This window comes from Streptomyces sp. NPDC051664 (genome assembly GCF_044453545.1).
Taxonomy (GTDB): Bacteria; Actinomycetota; Actinomycetes; order Streptomycetales; family Streptomycetaceae; genus Streptomyces.
In genome coordinates, this window is the sequence record NZ_JBITCU010000010.1 from 18,648 (window position 1) to 33,543 (window position 14,896).

General features: G+C 70.5%; 13 protein-coding genes and 1 riboswitch. Of the genes, 4 read left to right on the plus strand and 9 right to left on the minus strand.

Annotation, left to right across the window (positions count from 1 at the left end; all coding sequences use genetic code 11):
* Positions 1 to 7: 7 nt before the first annotated feature.
* The 5 genes from ACIA8E_RS19895 to ACIA8E_RS19915 all read right to left on the minus strand — a co-directional run bounded on the left by ACIA8E_RS19895 (position 8) and on the right by ACIA8E_RS19915 (position 5,283).
* A complete protein-coding gene (locus ACIA8E_RS19895; RefSeq protein WP_399299786.1) occupies positions 8 to 1,306 on the minus strand; it encodes a bifunctional 3,4-dihydroxy-2-butanone-4-phosphate synthase/GTP cyclohydrolase II in 1,299 nt (432 codons plus the stop codon).
* Positions 1,303 to 1,947 carry a nicotinamide riboside transporter PnuC gene (locus tag ACIA8E_RS19900; protein ID WP_399299788.1) on the minus strand — a complete coding sequence of 215 codons (645 nt, stop codon included), beginning with the start codon at positions 1,945 to 1,947 and terminating at the stop codon, positions 1,303 to 1,305. The genes ACIA8E_RS19895 and ACIA8E_RS19900 overlap by 4 nt, the downstream gene beginning before the upstream one ends.
* Positions 1,944 to 2,552 (minus strand): riboflavin synthase, encoded by a 609-nt coding sequence (locus ACIA8E_RS19905; protein WP_267006241.1) that lies wholly within the window; start codon positions 2,550 to 2,552, stop codon positions 1,944 to 1,946. Before ACIA8E_RS19905 ends, ACIA8E_RS19900 begins: the two co-directional genes overlap by 4 nt.
* On the minus strand, positions 2,553 to 3,653 hold the full coding sequence (ribD, locus tag ACIA8E_RS19910; RefSeq protein WP_399299792.1) for a bifunctional diaminohydroxyphosphoribosylaminopyrimidine deaminase/5-amino-6-(5-phosphoribosylamino)uracil reductase RibD: 1,101 nt from the start codon (positions 3,651 to 3,653) through the stop codon (positions 2,553 to 2,555).
* A 158-nt stretch (positions 3,654 to 3,811) separates the two neighbouring features.
* Positions 3,812 to 3,942: riboswitch (FMN riboswitch) on the minus strand.
* A gap of 135 nt (positions 3,943 to 4,077) precedes the next feature.
* Entirely contained in the window at positions 4,078 to 5,283 is a 1,206-nt protein-coding gene (locus tag ACIA8E_RS19915) for an ROK family protein (RefSeq protein ID WP_399299795.1), read from the minus strand.
* A gap of 148 nt (positions 5,284 to 5,431) precedes the next feature.
* Here ACIA8E_RS19915 and ACIA8E_RS19920 point away from each other — a divergent pair, with 148 nt between their 5' ends.
* A complete protein-coding gene (locus ACIA8E_RS19920) occupies positions 5,432 to 6,658 on the plus strand; it encodes an MFS transporter (RefSeq protein ID WP_399299798.1) in 1,227 nt (408 codons plus the stop codon).
* Positions 6,659 to 6,708: 50 nt separating this feature from the next.
* Here the strand turns inward: ACIA8E_RS19920 and ACIA8E_RS19925 are convergent, their stop codons facing one another.
* Entirely contained in the window at positions 6,709 to 8,004 is a 1,296-nt protein-coding gene (locus tag ACIA8E_RS19925; protein ID WP_399299801.1) for an alginate lyase family protein, read from the minus strand.
* A 267-nt stretch (positions 8,005 to 8,271) separates the two neighbouring features.
* On the opposite strand from ACIA8E_RS19925, the gene ACIA8E_RS19930 reads away from it, so the two are divergent.
* The 3 genes from ACIA8E_RS19930 to ACIA8E_RS19940 all read left to right on the plus strand — a co-directional run bounded on the left by ACIA8E_RS19930 (position 8,272) and on the right by ACIA8E_RS19940 (position 11,449).
* Positions 8,272 to 9,663, plus strand: coding sequence for a uracil-xanthine permease family protein (locus ACIA8E_RS19930; protein ID WP_399300359.1), 1,392 nt, complete (start codon positions 8,272 to 8,274; stop codon positions 9,661 to 9,663).
* A gap of 19 nt (positions 9,664 to 9,682) precedes the next feature.
* Positions 9,683 to 10,588 carry a UTP--glucose-1-phosphate uridylyltransferase gene (locus ACIA8E_RS19935; RefSeq protein WP_399299803.1) on the plus strand — a complete coding sequence of 302 codons (906 nt, stop codon included), beginning with the start codon at positions 9,683 to 9,685 and terminating at the stop codon, positions 10,586 to 10,588.
* 159 nt (positions 10,589 to 10,747) lie between these two features.
* Positions 10,748 to 11,449, plus strand: coding sequence for a DUF5995 family protein (locus ACIA8E_RS19940; protein ID WP_399300362.1), 702 nt, complete (start codon positions 10,748 to 10,750; stop codon positions 11,447 to 11,449).
* 123 nt (positions 11,450 to 11,572) lie between these two features.
* On the opposite strand, the gene ACIA8E_RS19945 is transcribed toward ACIA8E_RS19940, so the two are convergent.
* From ACIA8E_RS19945 to ACIA8E_RS19955, 3 genes are all read right to left on the minus strand, one after another.
* Entirely contained in the window at positions 11,573 to 13,282 is a 1,710-nt protein-coding gene (locus tag ACIA8E_RS19945) for a flavin monoamine oxidase family protein (RefSeq protein ID WP_399299806.1), read from the minus strand.
* 48 nt (positions 13,283 to 13,330) lie between these two features.
* A complete protein-coding gene (locus ACIA8E_RS19950) occupies positions 13,331 to 14,128 on the minus strand; it encodes a carbon-nitrogen hydrolase family protein (protein WP_313936309.1) in 798 nt (265 codons plus the stop codon).
* Between the two features lie 253 nt (positions 14,129 to 14,381).
* Positions 14,382 to 14,837, minus strand: a complete 456-nt coding sequence (locus tag ACIA8E_RS19955; RefSeq protein WP_030918969.1) for an Lrp/AsnC family transcriptional regulator — start codon at positions 14,835 to 14,837, stop codon at positions 14,382 to 14,384.
* Positions 14,838 to 14,896 lie beyond the last annotated feature (59 nt).

Sequence of the window (14,896 nt, forward strand, 5' to 3'; positions counted from 1 at the left end):
GTGGTCGTTACTGGTTGCCGCAGGTCGACGCCGAGGCGGCGTCGAGCCAGGGCAGGTCGTGTCCCATGCGGTCCCGCTTGGTGCGCAGGTACCGCAGGTTGTGCTCGCCGGCCTGGACGGGCATCGGCTCGCGGCCGGTGATCGCCAGGCCGTGCCGCAGGAGCGCGGCGGTCTTGTCGGGGTTGTTGGTCATCAGCCGGACTCCGTGGACGCCGAGGTCCTTGAGGATCTGGGCGCCTGCCCCGTAGTCCCGGGCGTCGGCGGGCAGGCCGAGCTCCAGGTTGGCGTCGAGGGTGTCGACACCGTGCTCCTGGAGTTCGTACGCGCGCAGCTTGGAGAGCAGGCCGATGCCGCGGCCCTCGTGGCCGCGCAGATAGACGACGACGCCGCGGCCCTCGTCGGTGATGCGCGCCATGGCCGCGTGCAGCTGGGGGCCGCAGTCGCAGCGCTGGGACTGGAAGATGTCGCCGGTCAGGCACTCGGAGTGGACCCGGACGAGAATGTCGTCGCCGTCACCGAGGTCGCCGTGGACGAGCGCGACATGCTCGACACCGTCGACCGTGGAACGGTAGCCGTACGCGGTGAACTCGCCGAACGATGTCGGCAGCCGGACCTCCGCCTCGCGTCGGACGGTCGGCTCGGAGGAACGGCGATAGGCGATCAGGTCCTCGATCGAGATGATCGTGAGGCCGTGCTTGCGGGCGAACGGCACCAGCTCGGGCAGACGCAGCATCACCCCGTCCTCGCCGGCGATCTCGACGATCGCACCGGCGGGCCGCAGCCCGGCGAGCCGGGCCAGGTCGACGGCCGCCTCGGTGTGGCCGTTGCGGACGAGTACACCGCCGGACCGGGCGCGGAGCGGGAAGATGTGGCCGGGGCGTACGAAGTCGGCGGGGCCCGCCTGACCGCCCGCCAGCATCCGGAGCGTGGTGGCCCGGTCGGCGGCGGAGATGCCGGTGGTCACGCCGTGCGCCGCGGAGGCGTCGACCGAGACGGTGAACGCCGTGCGCATCGACTCGGTGTTGTGGGTGACCATCTGCGGCAGTTCGAGCCGCTCCAGTTCGTCGTTCTCCATCGGCGCGCAGATCAGGCCGCGGCATTCGCTCATCATGAAGGCGACGATCTCGGGCGTGGCCTTCTCGGCCGCGATGACGAGGTCGCCCTCGTTCTCCCGGTCCTCGTCGTCGACGACGACGACGGGACGTCCGGCCGCGATGTCGCGGATCGCCTGCTCGACGGGGTCGAGGGAGAGGTCCTCGACGACGCTGTCGTGTTCCGGGTGCAACCAGGTGGGCTGGGCAGTCATGCCGTGGCTCCTTCCAGAGCGGGTGTCCGCGTACGCAGCCACCAGTCGCGCATGCCCCACAGGACGAGGGCGCCGTAAATGACGTAGACGAAGCCGGAGAAGGCGAAGCCGTTGGCGAAGTTCAGCGGCACACCGACCAGGTCGACCAGCAGCCAGGCGAACCAGAACTCGACCATGCCGCGCGCCTGGGCGTACATCGCGACGACGGTGCCGACGAAGATGTACGCGTCGGGCCACGGGTCCCACGACAGCGTCGGGAACGCGGTGAACAGCCCGCCGACGGCGAGGGTGCCGAGGGCGGCGCCGCCGACCAGGAAAGCCCGCTCGCGCCAGCTGGCGAACCGTACGGCGATGGAGCCGTCCTGGGCCTGCTGCTTGCCGCGGTTCCACGACCACCAGCCCCACGCGGCCACGACGATCACCACCAGCTGCTTGCCCGCGCTGCCCGAGAGGTGGGCGGAGGCGAAGGCGGCCAGCAGGATCACGCCGGAGACCAGCTGGGTGGGCCAGGTCCATATGGAGCGCCGCCAGCCGAGCGCGAGGGCGGCCAGACCGACCGTGTTGCCGATCATGTCGGCCCACTTGATGTGCTGGCCGAACAGGGCGAAGGCCTCCGAGTTGAGCCAGCCGACGGCGCTCACTTCGTGTCCTCCCGGTCCCGGTCGCCGAGCAGCCGCTCGACGTACTTGGCAATGACGTCCACCTCGAGGTTGACCGGGTCGCCTGGCTCCTTGATGCCGAGCGTGGTCAGGGCGAGGGTGGTGGGGATGAGGCTGATGGTGAAGTAGTCGGGTCCGGCGTCGACGACGGTCAGGCTCACGCCGTCGACGGTGATCGACCCCTTCTCCACCACGTACCGGGTCAGCTCCGCAGGGAGGGAGATCTTCACGATCTCCCAGTTCTCGGAGATCTTGCGCTCGACGATGCGGCCCGTGCCGTCGACATGCCCCTGGACGATGTGGCCGCCGAGCCTGCCGCCGACCGCCATGGGGCGCTCCAGGTTGACCCGGGAGCCGGTCTCCAGTGCGCCGAGACTGGACCGGTTCAGGGTCTCGGCCATCACATCGGCGGTGAACTCGCCGTCGCCGAGGTCGACGACGGTGAGGCAGACGCCGTTGACGGCGATGGAGTCGCCGTGCTTGGCGCCTTCGGTGACTACGGGACCGCGCAGGCGGAATCGGGAGGCGTCGCCGAGCTTCTCGACGGCGGTGACCTCACCCAGTTCTTCGACAATTCCGGTGAACACTCAGTTTCCCTTCCGGGCAGGGCCGGGGACGGCGGTGATGCGCAGATCGGGGCCGATACGTACGGTCTCGGTCACGTCGAGGCGCAACGCCTGGGCGATGGTGGAGATTCCTGCGTCGGCGAGGGCCGCGGGGCCGGCGCCGAGGAGCACGGGGGCGAGATAGCCGACGACCTTGTCGACCGTTCCCGCCGCGACGAAGGCCCCGGCCAGGGTCGGGCCGCCTTCGAGGAGTACGGAGCGGACGCCGCGCGTGTGCAGGGCCGCGAGCAGGGCGTGGACGTCCAGCCCCGGGCCGGTGGCGGCACGCGGCAGCCGCAGGACGGTCCCGTCGGGCAGATGGCCGGTGTCGGCGTCCTCGGCGACCGCGACCAGGGTGGGCGCCGTGTCGTCGAGGACGCGGGCGCCGGGGCGCACCGCCGTGGCGCCGGTGTCGACGACCACCCGCAGCGGCTGTACAACGCCCTCGATGCCTCGCACACCGAGCTGGGGGTCGTCGGTACGGGCGGTGCCCGAGCCGACCACGACGGCGTCGGCCTCGGCGCGCAGCCGGTGAACGTCGGCGCGCGACTCGGGAGAGGTGATCCAGCGGCTGGTGGCGTCGGCGGCGGCGATCCGGCCGTCGAGCGTCGCGGCGTACTTCCACACGACGTACGGACGGCCGAGCCGCGCCGAGGTCAGCCACGCGGCGTTGCCCGCCTCGGCCTCGTCGGCGAGGAGCCCCTGTTCGGCCTTGATCCCGGCTGCACGGAGGGTGTCCGCACCCCCGGTGGCCTGCGGGGTCGGGTCGGCCACCGCGTACACGACACGGCTGACGCCGGCCTCGATCAGCGCCTGGGCGCAGGGGCCGGTGCGACCGGTGTGGTTACAGGGCTCGAGAGTGACGTATGCGGTGCCGCCGCGGGCCTTCTCACCTGCTGCGCGCAGGGCGTGGATCTCGGCGTGCGGCCCTCCGGCGCGCTGGTGGAAGCCTTCACCGGCCGGGCGTCCCTCGGCGTCGAGAATCACGCATCCGACGACCGGGTTGGGGCTGGTGGAGCCGAGTCCGCGGGCGGCGAGCGTGATCGCTCGGCCCATGGCGGTGCTGTCGGCTGCGGTGTCCACCGGGTCCTCCTGCCTCTTCGGGCACGGACTCCGGGGCCTGTCGATGACGACAGATGAAGCGGAACGCAACAGGGAACGCCGAAACCGAAGACACGGACGCGGGTCTTCCGGAACCCGGAAAACGCATCCGCCGACGGCGACGTACCTGTGACGGCCCGCCGCGCACTGCCTCCCATCCGGACTTTAACCGTCGGTCCAGGAATCTCACCTGGTCAACCGGCCGCTGGATGCGGACGGGTCGCGGACTATAACCGCCGGTTCGGAATTGCACCGACCCCGGAGTGCGCTGCTGCTGTTACAGGATCAGTGTGCCACGCCTGCCCATGGGCCATACGGACGAGAGGTGTGGAGTGGCTCACAGCCCCGCCCCGGGCGGGCTGTGAGCCCGCCCGTTCCGTCGGGAAGACCATGTTCGAGGAGTTCCTCACGGAACGCTGCCGGCGCCGCCCGGGGTGAACAGCTCGTCCTGAGCCGCATCGCGGGCGGCGAGCAGCGCGCCACGGAGTACCGCGGAGCCGCCCAGCAGGCCCGCTCTGACCTCCGTCCGCAGCGGGGACATCATGGCCAGCCGCTCCTCGACCCGGGACGCCAGCGCTTCGCCGCCCGCGTGACCGACCTCGCCGGCGAGGACCACGCAGCCGGGGTCGATGACCGAGGCTACGGCGGCGGCGCCCACCGCGAGGCGGTCGGCGAGGGCGGAGAGGAATGCCTCGCTCTCCCCTTCTCCGGCCAGGGCGGCCCGTACGGCGAACGCGGCAGCCGGCTCCTGCTCCCCGGGGCCCATCCGCGTACGCACGTCGATGCCGTGCCCCAGGGCCAGTTCGCACACCGGCGCCGCGCTCACAAGGGAGTGGAACCCGCCGTCGCAGTTGACCGCGGAGGGGATCCCCACCGTGCCCGGCACGGGCAGGAAGCCGATCTCGCCCGCACCGCCGGAGGCTCCGCGGCGCAGCTTGCCGTCCAGCATCACGGCGGCGCCGATGCCGTGGCCGAGCCAGAGCAGGACGAAGGTGTCGCGGTCCTGGGTCGCGCCCAGACGGTGTTCGGCGACGGCGGCCAGGTTGGTCTCGTTCTCGACGAGCACGGTCGCGGGCAGCCGATGCTGGAGCACCCGGACGAGGCGACGGTGCCAGGCGGGCAGGCCGGTGGTGTCGCGGAGCTCCCCGGTGACCGGGTCGATCAGGCCGGGGGCGCCGATGCCGACGCTGTGCAGTGGTACGGCGCCTGCCTCGCGCGCGGTGCCCTCCAGCAGTGCGGCGGCCTGTTCCGCGGCGGTTTCGGTGCCGGTGTCGCTGCCGATCGGCAGGGTGGCCTCGGCGAGCGTGACGCCGAGGAGATCGGCGACGACGACGGCGACGCTGTCGGTGCGCACGTCGAGGGCGGCGAGGTGGGCGCGGTCCGCGACGATCCCGTACAGCCGGGCGTTGGGGCCGCGCCGCTCGGCGCCGCTCTCGCCGACGACCTGTATCAGGCCGGCCCCCTGCAACCGCTCCACCAGGTCGGCGACGGTGGGGCGGGAGAGCCCGGTCAGGATCTTGAGCTGGGTGGCCGTCAGCGGGCCGTCCTCCTGGAGCAGTCGAAGGGCGAGCCGGTCGTTGATGACCCGGGCGGTGCTCGGTGATGCGGGCATGCCGGGATCCTTCCAGATCACTGCCGTACAGGGAGGGGCCATGACGGCCTATTTATCAGGCAGGGTTCCTGATAGTTTACTGCCGCACCGTGACGTCAGGCGCGGGGGTCGACCGCGACAGAGAATTCCCAGGGGAGGGCACGGCGGCATGACGACGGAATCCACAGAGACGGTCTTCGGCACGGAGCAGGTGAGGCGGGCCAGGTTCGCGATCGCCGCGGTCTTCACCGTGCACGGCGCGGTGACCGGCAGCTTCGCCACCCGCGTGCCCTGGATCCAGGACCACGCCGGGGTCAGTGCGGGTCAGTTGGGCATCGCCCTGGCCTTCCCGGCGATCGGCGCCTCGCTCGCCATGCCGCTGGCCGGCGCGATCAGCCATCGCTTCGGCGCCAGAACCGCACTGCGCGGACTGCTGGCGCTGTGGACGCTTGCGCTGACACTGCCCTCACTGGCACCGAACCTGTTGACGCTGTGCGCGGCGCTCCTCGTGTTCGGGGCGTCGGCCGGCATGTCGGACGTGGCCATGAACGCCCTCGGTGTCGAGGTGGAGAACCGTCTCGACAAGTCGATCATGTCCGGGCTGCACGGCATGTGGAGCGTGGGCGCCCTGATCGGTTCCGCGGCGGGCACCGTGGCCGCCCATATCGGCGCTGACGCCCGGCTGCACCATGTCCTCGCCGCTCTCGTGCTCACCGTGCTCGGCCTGGTCGCCTGTCAGGGCGTACTGGATCTGCGCAGCGAGCCGGACGACGAGCCGCCACCGCGGTTCACCCTGCCGCCCAGGTCGGCGCTGATCATCGGCGCGGTGGGTTTCTGCGCGGTGTTCGCCGAGGGAGCCAGCCTGGACTGGTCGGCGGTCTACCTCCGGGACATCATGGACAGCTCCGCCGGGCTCGCGGCCGCGTCGACGACGGCGTTCGCACTGACGATGGCGGTGGCCCGGATCGCCGGGGACAAGGTCGTCGACCGGTTCGGGGCGGTCAGGACCGTGCGGGTGGGCGGAGTGCTGGCAACCGTCGGAGGTGTGCTGGTGGTCGTCGCGCCGGGCGCGGTTCCGGCGATGTGCGGTTTCGGGTTGCTGGGCCTCGGTGTCGCCGTGGTGGTCCCCCTCGCGTTCGCGGCGGCGGGGCGCAGCGGGCCGAACCCGAGCCAGGCGATCGCGGGCGTCGCCACGATCACGTACACCTCGGGGCTGATCGCCCCGTCGGCGATCGGTTCGCTGGCCGAGGCGACCTCGCTGGTCGTGTCGTTCGGCCTGGTGACGGTGTTGGCGTTCGGTCTGGTACTGGGGGCCGGGGTGCTGCGGGCGGGCGACCGCCAAGTCGCGGCGAAGGCGGTCGGCGTACCGGAGGCGGCGGCCGAGCCCCGGGCCTGAAGGGCTCGTCCCACGGGCGGGGCTCCGGGCGGAGCCCCGCCCGCCGACGTTCAGCCGGCGATCGAGTCGAGCTGTTCCGCTGCGGGCCGCAGCGCCCAGAGGTCGCCGCCGGGCGGCGTCTCCAGTTGCGGTACGGCGGCCTGTGCCTGCCGGTCACCGGCGTCGGCGGCAGCGTGCACGATGTCACTGGCCGCGTACCGGTAGAACTCCAGCTCGGGGTACGGCCAGGGGGCCGCCCCGGTCGCGGCGGGCAGCAGATAGTCGACCGCCTTGAACAGGCTCTGCCCCTGCGGTCCTCGGTACGCCCAGAGGTCCACGCCGACCTGCTTGCCGATCGCGGCGAGCCGCGTGTAGGCGACCAGGTCGAAGGTCGAGTAGTGCCAACTGCGGGTGCGTGCCAGCTCCTGCGGCTGGGTGCCGTCGCCGGCGATCTGCGGGTCGATCCGCAGCGCACGCGCGTCAAGGACGACCTTGCGGGCGAGGTCCTTGTCACCGGTGGCGAGGGCGAGTCCGGCGATCTGCATGTCCTGGAAGGTGCCGTGGTTGTTCTGGGCGGCCGATTCCTGCTTGCCGAAGTCCGAGTTGACCAGCCAGTCCAGGAACGAGGTGTTCCAGACCCGCATGCCGGTCCGGTCGTTCTTCGACCAGCCGGGCGCACCGGTGTCGAGGAGGGCGATGGCATCCAGGACCGAGGTGTACTGCTGGGAGAAGTCGATGATGCCGATGGCCCGGCCGTCGTACTTGCAGGGGATGAACTGCCCGTGGTTCAGGTTGGGGTTCATCCGCGTCGCGGGGTCGAGGAACCAGGTGCGCAGGATGTCCGAGGCGTGCTCGGCGTACTGCTTCCGGCCCGTGTAGTACCAGGCGAGGCTGAGCGTGGTGACCGAGTTGAAGACCTTGCCGATGTCGGGGCGGTCGGTGCCAGTGTCGACCTCGGGGTTGCGTTCGCCGTCGCGCTGGACGTACGGACAGCCCCACGGGTTCTCCGCGGTCTTCGGCTGGGAGGGCCACCAGTACGGGGCCTGGCTCAGGTAGTCGTGCGGGTCCCCACTCGGTGCGGGCTTCGGCTTGTCGACGACCGTCCAGGGGCCCTGGTCCAGCCAGCTGTCCGCCTTCACGGTCAGCGCGTCGACGGCCGTGCGCAGAGCCCGGTCGCCGTGGTCGAGCCGTAGCTTCGCCTGCTGAATGCGGTGGCCGTCGATGACCACGGTCCTCGGCATCCGGGGCGGCGGGCGGTGGCCGTGGGCGGTGGCGGCCGCGGAGGAGGCGGCCGGCACCAGGACGGCGGTCAGCGCAACGACGGTGGTGAGCAGGGCTCCGAGACGCCGACGAGGTCTTTCGCTCATCGAGCACTCCCCTCATGAATCAGATATATGAATGATGTTCACGAGCAAGACCGTGTGAGCGTAGAGCCGCCTGTTCGGAGTGACAATGCTTCGCGCACGATTCATGGATGGGACCTTCCGACGAGGCTCGCGCAACGCAACCCGGACAGGGGCCGACGCCGCTCCGGCATTACCATGGCGCTGATCTTCTCCGCGGTGGCGCCGGGCCCGTACGAACACGGCACCGGGCACCGCACGGACCCACACACGGACACACAGGGAGCGACCATGGGCGGCCTCGGCGTGCGCTGGACTTTGCACGGCGACGGAAAGACCCCCGCACCGGGGGCCGTGGTCCGGCCCGATGAGCGGCTCTCCTGGCCCCGTACGTTCGGGCTCGGCGCCCAGCACGTGGTGGCGATGTTCGGCGCCTCGTTCGTCGCCCCGGTGCTCATGGGGCTGAACCCGAACCTCGCGATCATGATGTCCGGTGTCGCGACGGCCATCTTCCTGCTCGCCACGCGCGGCCGGGTGCCCAGCTATCTCGGCTGTTCGCTCTCCTTCGTCGGCGTGGCCGCGACGATCCGGGCCGGTGGCGGGGACAGTGCCGTCGTCACCGGGGCGGTCTTCGTCGTCGGTGTGGCGCTCTTCCTCGCGGGTCTCGCGGTGCAGCGCTTCGGTGCCCGGATCATCCACGCGGCGATGCCGCCCGTGGTCACCGGCGCCGTCGTCATGCTCATCGGCTTCAACCTGGCGCCGGTCACCGCGTCGACGTACTGGCCGCAGGACCAGTGGACCGCGCTGCTGGTCATGCTCTTCACCGGTATGGCCGTGGTGTGCCTGCGCGGATTCTTCTCGCGCATCGCGATCTTCCTCGGTCTGGTCTTCGGCTACGTGCTGTCCTGGGTGCTGGACCAGGTCTTCGGCAAGATCCATTCACCGGCCGGCGGCGCCGAGGCGGTCGACCACTGGCGGCTCGACCTGTCGGGTGTCTCCAAGGCCGACTGGATCGGACTGCCGTCCTTCCACGCCCCGAGCTTCGAATGGTCGGCGATCCTGGTCGCACTGCCGGTGGTGATCGCGCTGATCGCGGAGAACGCGGGGCACGTCAAGGCCGTGGGCGAGATGACCGGTGACTCGCTCGACGACAAGCTCGGCACCGCGATCGCGGCGGACGGCGCAGCCTCCATGCTCTCCACCGCCGTGGGTGGCCCGCCCAACACCACGTACTCCGAGAACATCGGCGTCATGGCCGCGACCCGTGTCTACTCCACCGCCGCATATTGGGCCGCCGCCTGCTTCGCCCTGCTGTTCGGGCTCTGCCCCAAGTTCGGCGCGGTCGTCGCGGCCATCCCGGGCGGGGTCCTCGGCGGCATCACCGTCATCCTGTACGGGATGATCGGCCTGCTGGGCGCCCAGATCTGGATGAGCGGCAACGTCGACCTCCGCAACCCGCTGAACCTGGTGCCGGCCGCCGCGGGCATCATCATCGGTGTCGGCGGGGTCAGCCTGAAGATCACCGACGACTTCGAGCTGAGCGGGATCGCGCTCGGCACCATCGTCGTGATCACCGGCTACCACGTGCTGCGGGCCTTCGCCCCGGCCCATCTGAAGCCGCAGGAGCCGCTGCTGGACGCGGGCACGTCCACGTACGACGACACGAAGCCGCCCACGCAGTAGCCCCTTCCGGGAGGAACTCATGTCCACCACCATCCGCAGGGCAGTCATCCCCGCTGCGGGCCTCGGCTCACGCCTTCTCCCGCTCACGAAGGCGACGCCGAAGGAGATGCTGCCGGTCGGTGACAAGCCGGTGATCGAACACACCGTGCGCGAGCTCGTGGCCTCGGGCATCACGGACATCACCATCGTCGTCTCGGGCGGCAAGGGACTGATCCAGGACCACTTCCGGCCCAACCCCACGCTCGTCGCCCAGCTCCGCGCGGACGGCAGGACCGCCTACGCGGACGCCGTGGAGGAAGTCGGGGACCTGTCCAGGCTCGGGCACATCACCTACCTCGACCAGCACGGCCCGTACGGCAACGGAACCCCCGTCCTCAACGCGGCGCGGAACTTCGGTGACGAGCCGATGCTGGTCCTGTGGCCCGATGACGTCTTCGTCGCCGGGACTCCGCGTGCGCAGCAGCTGATCAGGGCGTACGAGGCGACGAGTTGCCCCGTGCTCGCTCTCATGCCGATGAACCCCGCCGACTCCCACCGCTACGGCGTGCCCGTCGTCAAGGAGGACCTGAACGACGGGCTCCTGCGCATCACCGGCCTCGTCGAGAAGCCGAAGCCGCAGGACGCCCCGTCGGCGTACGCGGCCATCGGTGGCTACGTCGTGACCCCCGGGATCGTCGACGAGCTGCGCCGACAGACGGAACGCTGGTACGAGCACCGCACCGGCGAGGTCTACCTGACCGACGCGATCAACGCCTACGCAGGCAGCCGCGCCGTGTACGGGCAGGTCATCGAGGGCCAGTGGTACGACACCGGCAACCCGCTGGCCTACCTCACCGCCCAGTTCGCCGCCGCGCTCGCCGACCCGGAGTACGGCCCCCATCTGCGCAGGCTCGCGCAGGAAATCGGCGAGACGCCTTCGGCCTGACCGCGCACCGCCGCGCTCCCCCGTCCGAAACGACCCGGGGCGGGCCTCCCGGGCACTGATGGCTCCGCCGTCGTTCCCTCGTTCCGATGAACCCACGGCCCGTCGGCGCCACGGCGGGCCCACGGCTGGGAGGCTGCCCCCATGGCGCAGTTCAAGCAGATGGAACAGTTCGCGGACCGGGCCGGTCCCGTCGCCGCGCCGCCCGCTGTCACGTCGGTGCTCGCGCGGATGCGTGACCTTCAGTCCTCCTGGCCGCCGGTGGACGGGGTGGCGGTCTTCAACCGGGTCTATCTGACAGTCACCGAGAGCATCGACCGGCAGATCACCGAAGGCGCGTTCCCCGACCGGGTGGCCGCGGCCGCCCTGGACGTGAAGTTCGCGGAGCGCTATCTCGCGGCCGTCGATGCAGCGTCGGCGGGGCACCGGCCGCCCGACTCCTGGCGCCCGCTGTTCCAGTACCGGCACCATCCCGGCGTACGACCGCTGCAGTTCGCGATGGCGGGGATCAACGCACACATCGGCCACGATCTGGCGATCGCCGTCGTGGACACCTGCCGCACGCTCCGCTGCGCTCCGCCGGACCTGCAGGAGGAGTTCGACCAGGTGGGCGATCTCCTCGCGACGCTGGAGGAGCAGATCCGGGAGGATCTGATGCCGGGACCCGATCTGCTGGAGATCGCGGATCCGCTGACCCATCTGCTGGGGTCATGGAGTCTGGACCGGGCCCGCGAGGCGGCATGGTCGGCGGCCCGGGTGCTGTGGCGGCTGCGTGATCTCCCGGTGCTCGCCGAGGAGTTCCGGCAGCGGATGGACGCGGGTGCGGGTCTGGTGGGGCGCTGTCTGCTCACTCCGTGCCGCTGACCGCATACTCCCGCGAAGGCGACCGCAGCGCTACGAGGGCCCATCCGGTGCACCATCTGTCGCCCGGTGCCGGAGCCCGGCCGGGGCCGGCGGCGCACCGTCCGCCGGCCCGCGTAACGCCGGTCAGTCCTCCGGGAGTTCGACCGGGGCGATGTCGTCGAAGACGTCACCGGGGCCGGGGTTCGTCGCATCCGTGGCCCCGCCGAACTGGTTCATCACACCCCAGACGGCGTTGAGCGCGGTCTGCACGGCACCCTCGGCCCATCCGGCCGTCCAGGAGATGTCGTCGCCCGCGAGAAAGAGTCCGCGCTTGTCGGCAGGCAGCCGGTCCTGCATGAAGTGGGTGAACAGCCGTCGCTGATAGCGGTAGTGGCCCGGCAGGTTGGCCTTGAACGCGCCCATGAAGTAAGGCTCGTTCTCCCAGGAGACCGTCACCGGGTTGCCGATGATGTGCTTCCTGACGTCGACGTCCGGGTAGATCTCGCCGAGCGACTTCAGCATGACCTCCATGCGCTCGTTCGGGGAGAGCGGCAGCCACTTCAGGCTGTCGTCGCACCAGGTGTACGACAGGCAGATGACGGCCGGCTTGTCGGGACCGTCGTCGAGGAGGTAGGTACCCCGGGTCATCCGGTCGGTGAGCGTCATCGACATGACGTCCCGGCCCGTGGGAACCCCCCTGTCGTCGACGGCCTTGTCCAGCCAGAACGGCCGGTCGACAGGGACGAACAACTTCGACGACTCCATGTAGTGGGTGCGCTCCATCGCCGTCCAGTGATCGATGGGGAACAGCGCGTCGTCACAGTCGATCTTGGAGAGCAGCAGCCAGGACTGGCCGGTGAAGATCGCCGCACGGAACGTGCGGATGTCGCCGGTCGCGTCGGTGACGGTGATCCGGTTCCCGGCGGTGCGGTGCAGCCGGGTCACGGCGGGGCGGGGCTCGCCGTCGTGGAGCGAGGACAGCGACGTGCCGAGCGGCCAGTGCACGATCTTCTGCGGCTCGCGCTCCCAGAGCCGCAGCGGGAGATGCTGGCTGCCGCCGACGATGCCGCGGTGATGATCGTCGGCCTCGGTGTAGACGACCCGCAGGATCTCCAGGATGGAATTGGGGAAGTCGGTGTCCCACCCGCCGGTGCCGAAGCCGACCTGGCCGAAGATCTCGCGGTGCCGGAACGACTTGAAGGCGTCGGAGGCGCAGAGGAAGCCGTAGAAGGTCTGGTTGTCGAGCTTCTCGACGAGCTTCGACCAGATCTCCCGGATGCGCGGGACGTCGCGCTCGCGCATCGCCCGGTTCATGTCGGAGAAGTCGGCGCCCTCCTCCAGACAGGCGTTCCAGGCGTCCATCACATCGCGGTAGACCTGCGGGAGATCGGCGATGGTCTCCGCGTAGTGCGACTCACCCTTGAGGTCGACGACGGTCGACGGGGTGGCGGGGGACAGCGGGTTGGGGAACGGCTCGGTCCGCAGGCCCACCAGGTCGATGTAGTGCTGCAGGGCCGTGGACGACGGCGGGAAGCGCATCGCGCCCATCTCGGCGGTCAGCGAGGGGTCACAGCCGTCGAAACCGACGGTACGCAGCCGCCCGCCGATCTGGTCCGCCTCGTAGACGACGGGCTTGAGGCCCATCTTCATCAGTTCGTACGCGGCCACGATGCCGGAGAGCCCACCACCGATGACGGCGACCTCGGTGCCGTGCTCGGTCGCCGGTATCTGGCCGAGCCCCGCGGGGTGGGCCAGGAAGTCGTCGTACGCGTAGGGGAAGTCCGGCCCGAACATGGTGATCGGCGGCTGCGCGTCGGCGGTGTGCTGGACGGCGTTGGGCACCGTGGACGTCATGGGGTACGGACTCCTTGCACGGGAAAGAGGAAGCGGGAGGGCGCGGGTTCAGACGAGGGAGCCGTACAGACCGGGGCGGCGGTCGTGCAGATACGGGTTGGCGGCGCGGGACGCGCTCAGGAACTCCGGGTCGACGTCGCCGACGACAAGCTCCTCGCCGCGTCCGGCCCGGGTGCGGACGGTGCCGTCGGGACCGGCCAGGCAGCTCAGCCCGACGAACTCGAACTCGCCTTCCGGACCTGTCCTGTTGACGTACGCGACATACATCTGGCTCTCGAAGGCACGGACCGGTACGACGGACTCGGCGACGAACTGGAAGGGGTGCATCTGCGCGGTCGGCACCAGCAGCAGGTCGGTGGCTGCAAGCGCGTGCGCCCGGACGTTCTCCGGGAACTCGACGTCGTAACAGATCATGATCCCGATGCGTACGCCGTCCAGCTCGGCCTGGACGACGGGCTGCTCGCCAGGGGTGAACCACTGCTGCTCGAAGCAGCCGAACAGGTGGGTCTTGCGGTAGTTGGCGAGCCGGGTGCCGTCCGGGCCGATCAGCTGCGCCGCGTTGAAGATCAGCTCGTCCGCGCGCTCCGGGTAGCCGTACAGGACCGCGAGCCCGTGCCGTACGGCGATGTCGGCGACGGTCCGCGCGGAGGCGCCGTCGGCGGGCTCGGCCAGCCGGGGCACGTCGTCGCCGATGGCATATCCGGTGAGGAACAGTTCGGGGCAGACCAGCAGGCGGGCCCCGGCCGCTGCCGCGCGGCCGGCGGCCTCGTCGAGCACCTTGATGTTCTCGGCCACCGAGCCCGGACGTCCGGAGCTCTGGAGCAGGGCGGTGCGCAACGGCGGCATGGCAGACCTCGGGCGGTGCGGACTGAGCGGGGACGATTAGACGGTACGGGCCGGGATTCCGGCCGGACAAGGCGCGAGCGTTGCGCGCCGACCGTCGATCCATTGCGCGATCCACCGGCGCGGCGGTGATTTGTTGCGTGGAGCGTCGTTGCAGGTCAGAGGGGTGATTTCGGTCTCACCGAGGACCACCTGCCCAGGTGCATGTCCGCGGCCCCGACAGGACGTGCCGGAGAGCCGCCGACCGCCTGCGTGATCAGCCCGGAGTCCCCGAGGAGTACCGCCGCAGCAGGGGCGACAACACCAGCACCGACTTGGTGCGCTCCACGTAGGGCTCGCCCGCGATCCGCTCCAGCACCTGCTCGAAGTGGCGCATGTCTGCGGCGAAGACCTGGACGATCGCGTCCGCCTCCCCGGTGACGGTGGAGGCCGACGCGATCTCCGGATAGCGCGCCAGACCGCTCTTGATCGCCTCCGGAGAGGTGTTGCGGCTGCAGTAGATCTCGATGTATCCCTCGGTCTCCCAGCCGAGCGCCGCCGGGTCCACCCGTACGGTGAAGCCGGTGATGGCCCCCTCCGCGCGCAACCGGTCGACGCGGCGCTTCACCGCGGGCGCGGAGAGGCCGATGATCGCGCCGATGTCGGCGTAGGAGCGGCGGGCGTCCTCGGCAAGGGCGTGGACGATGCGTTCGTCGAGATCGTTCAGTCGCACTTCAGGTGGATCACTTCTCTGCGATGGGTGTCCGGGGAGAGTGCGGCACACCGTGCCGC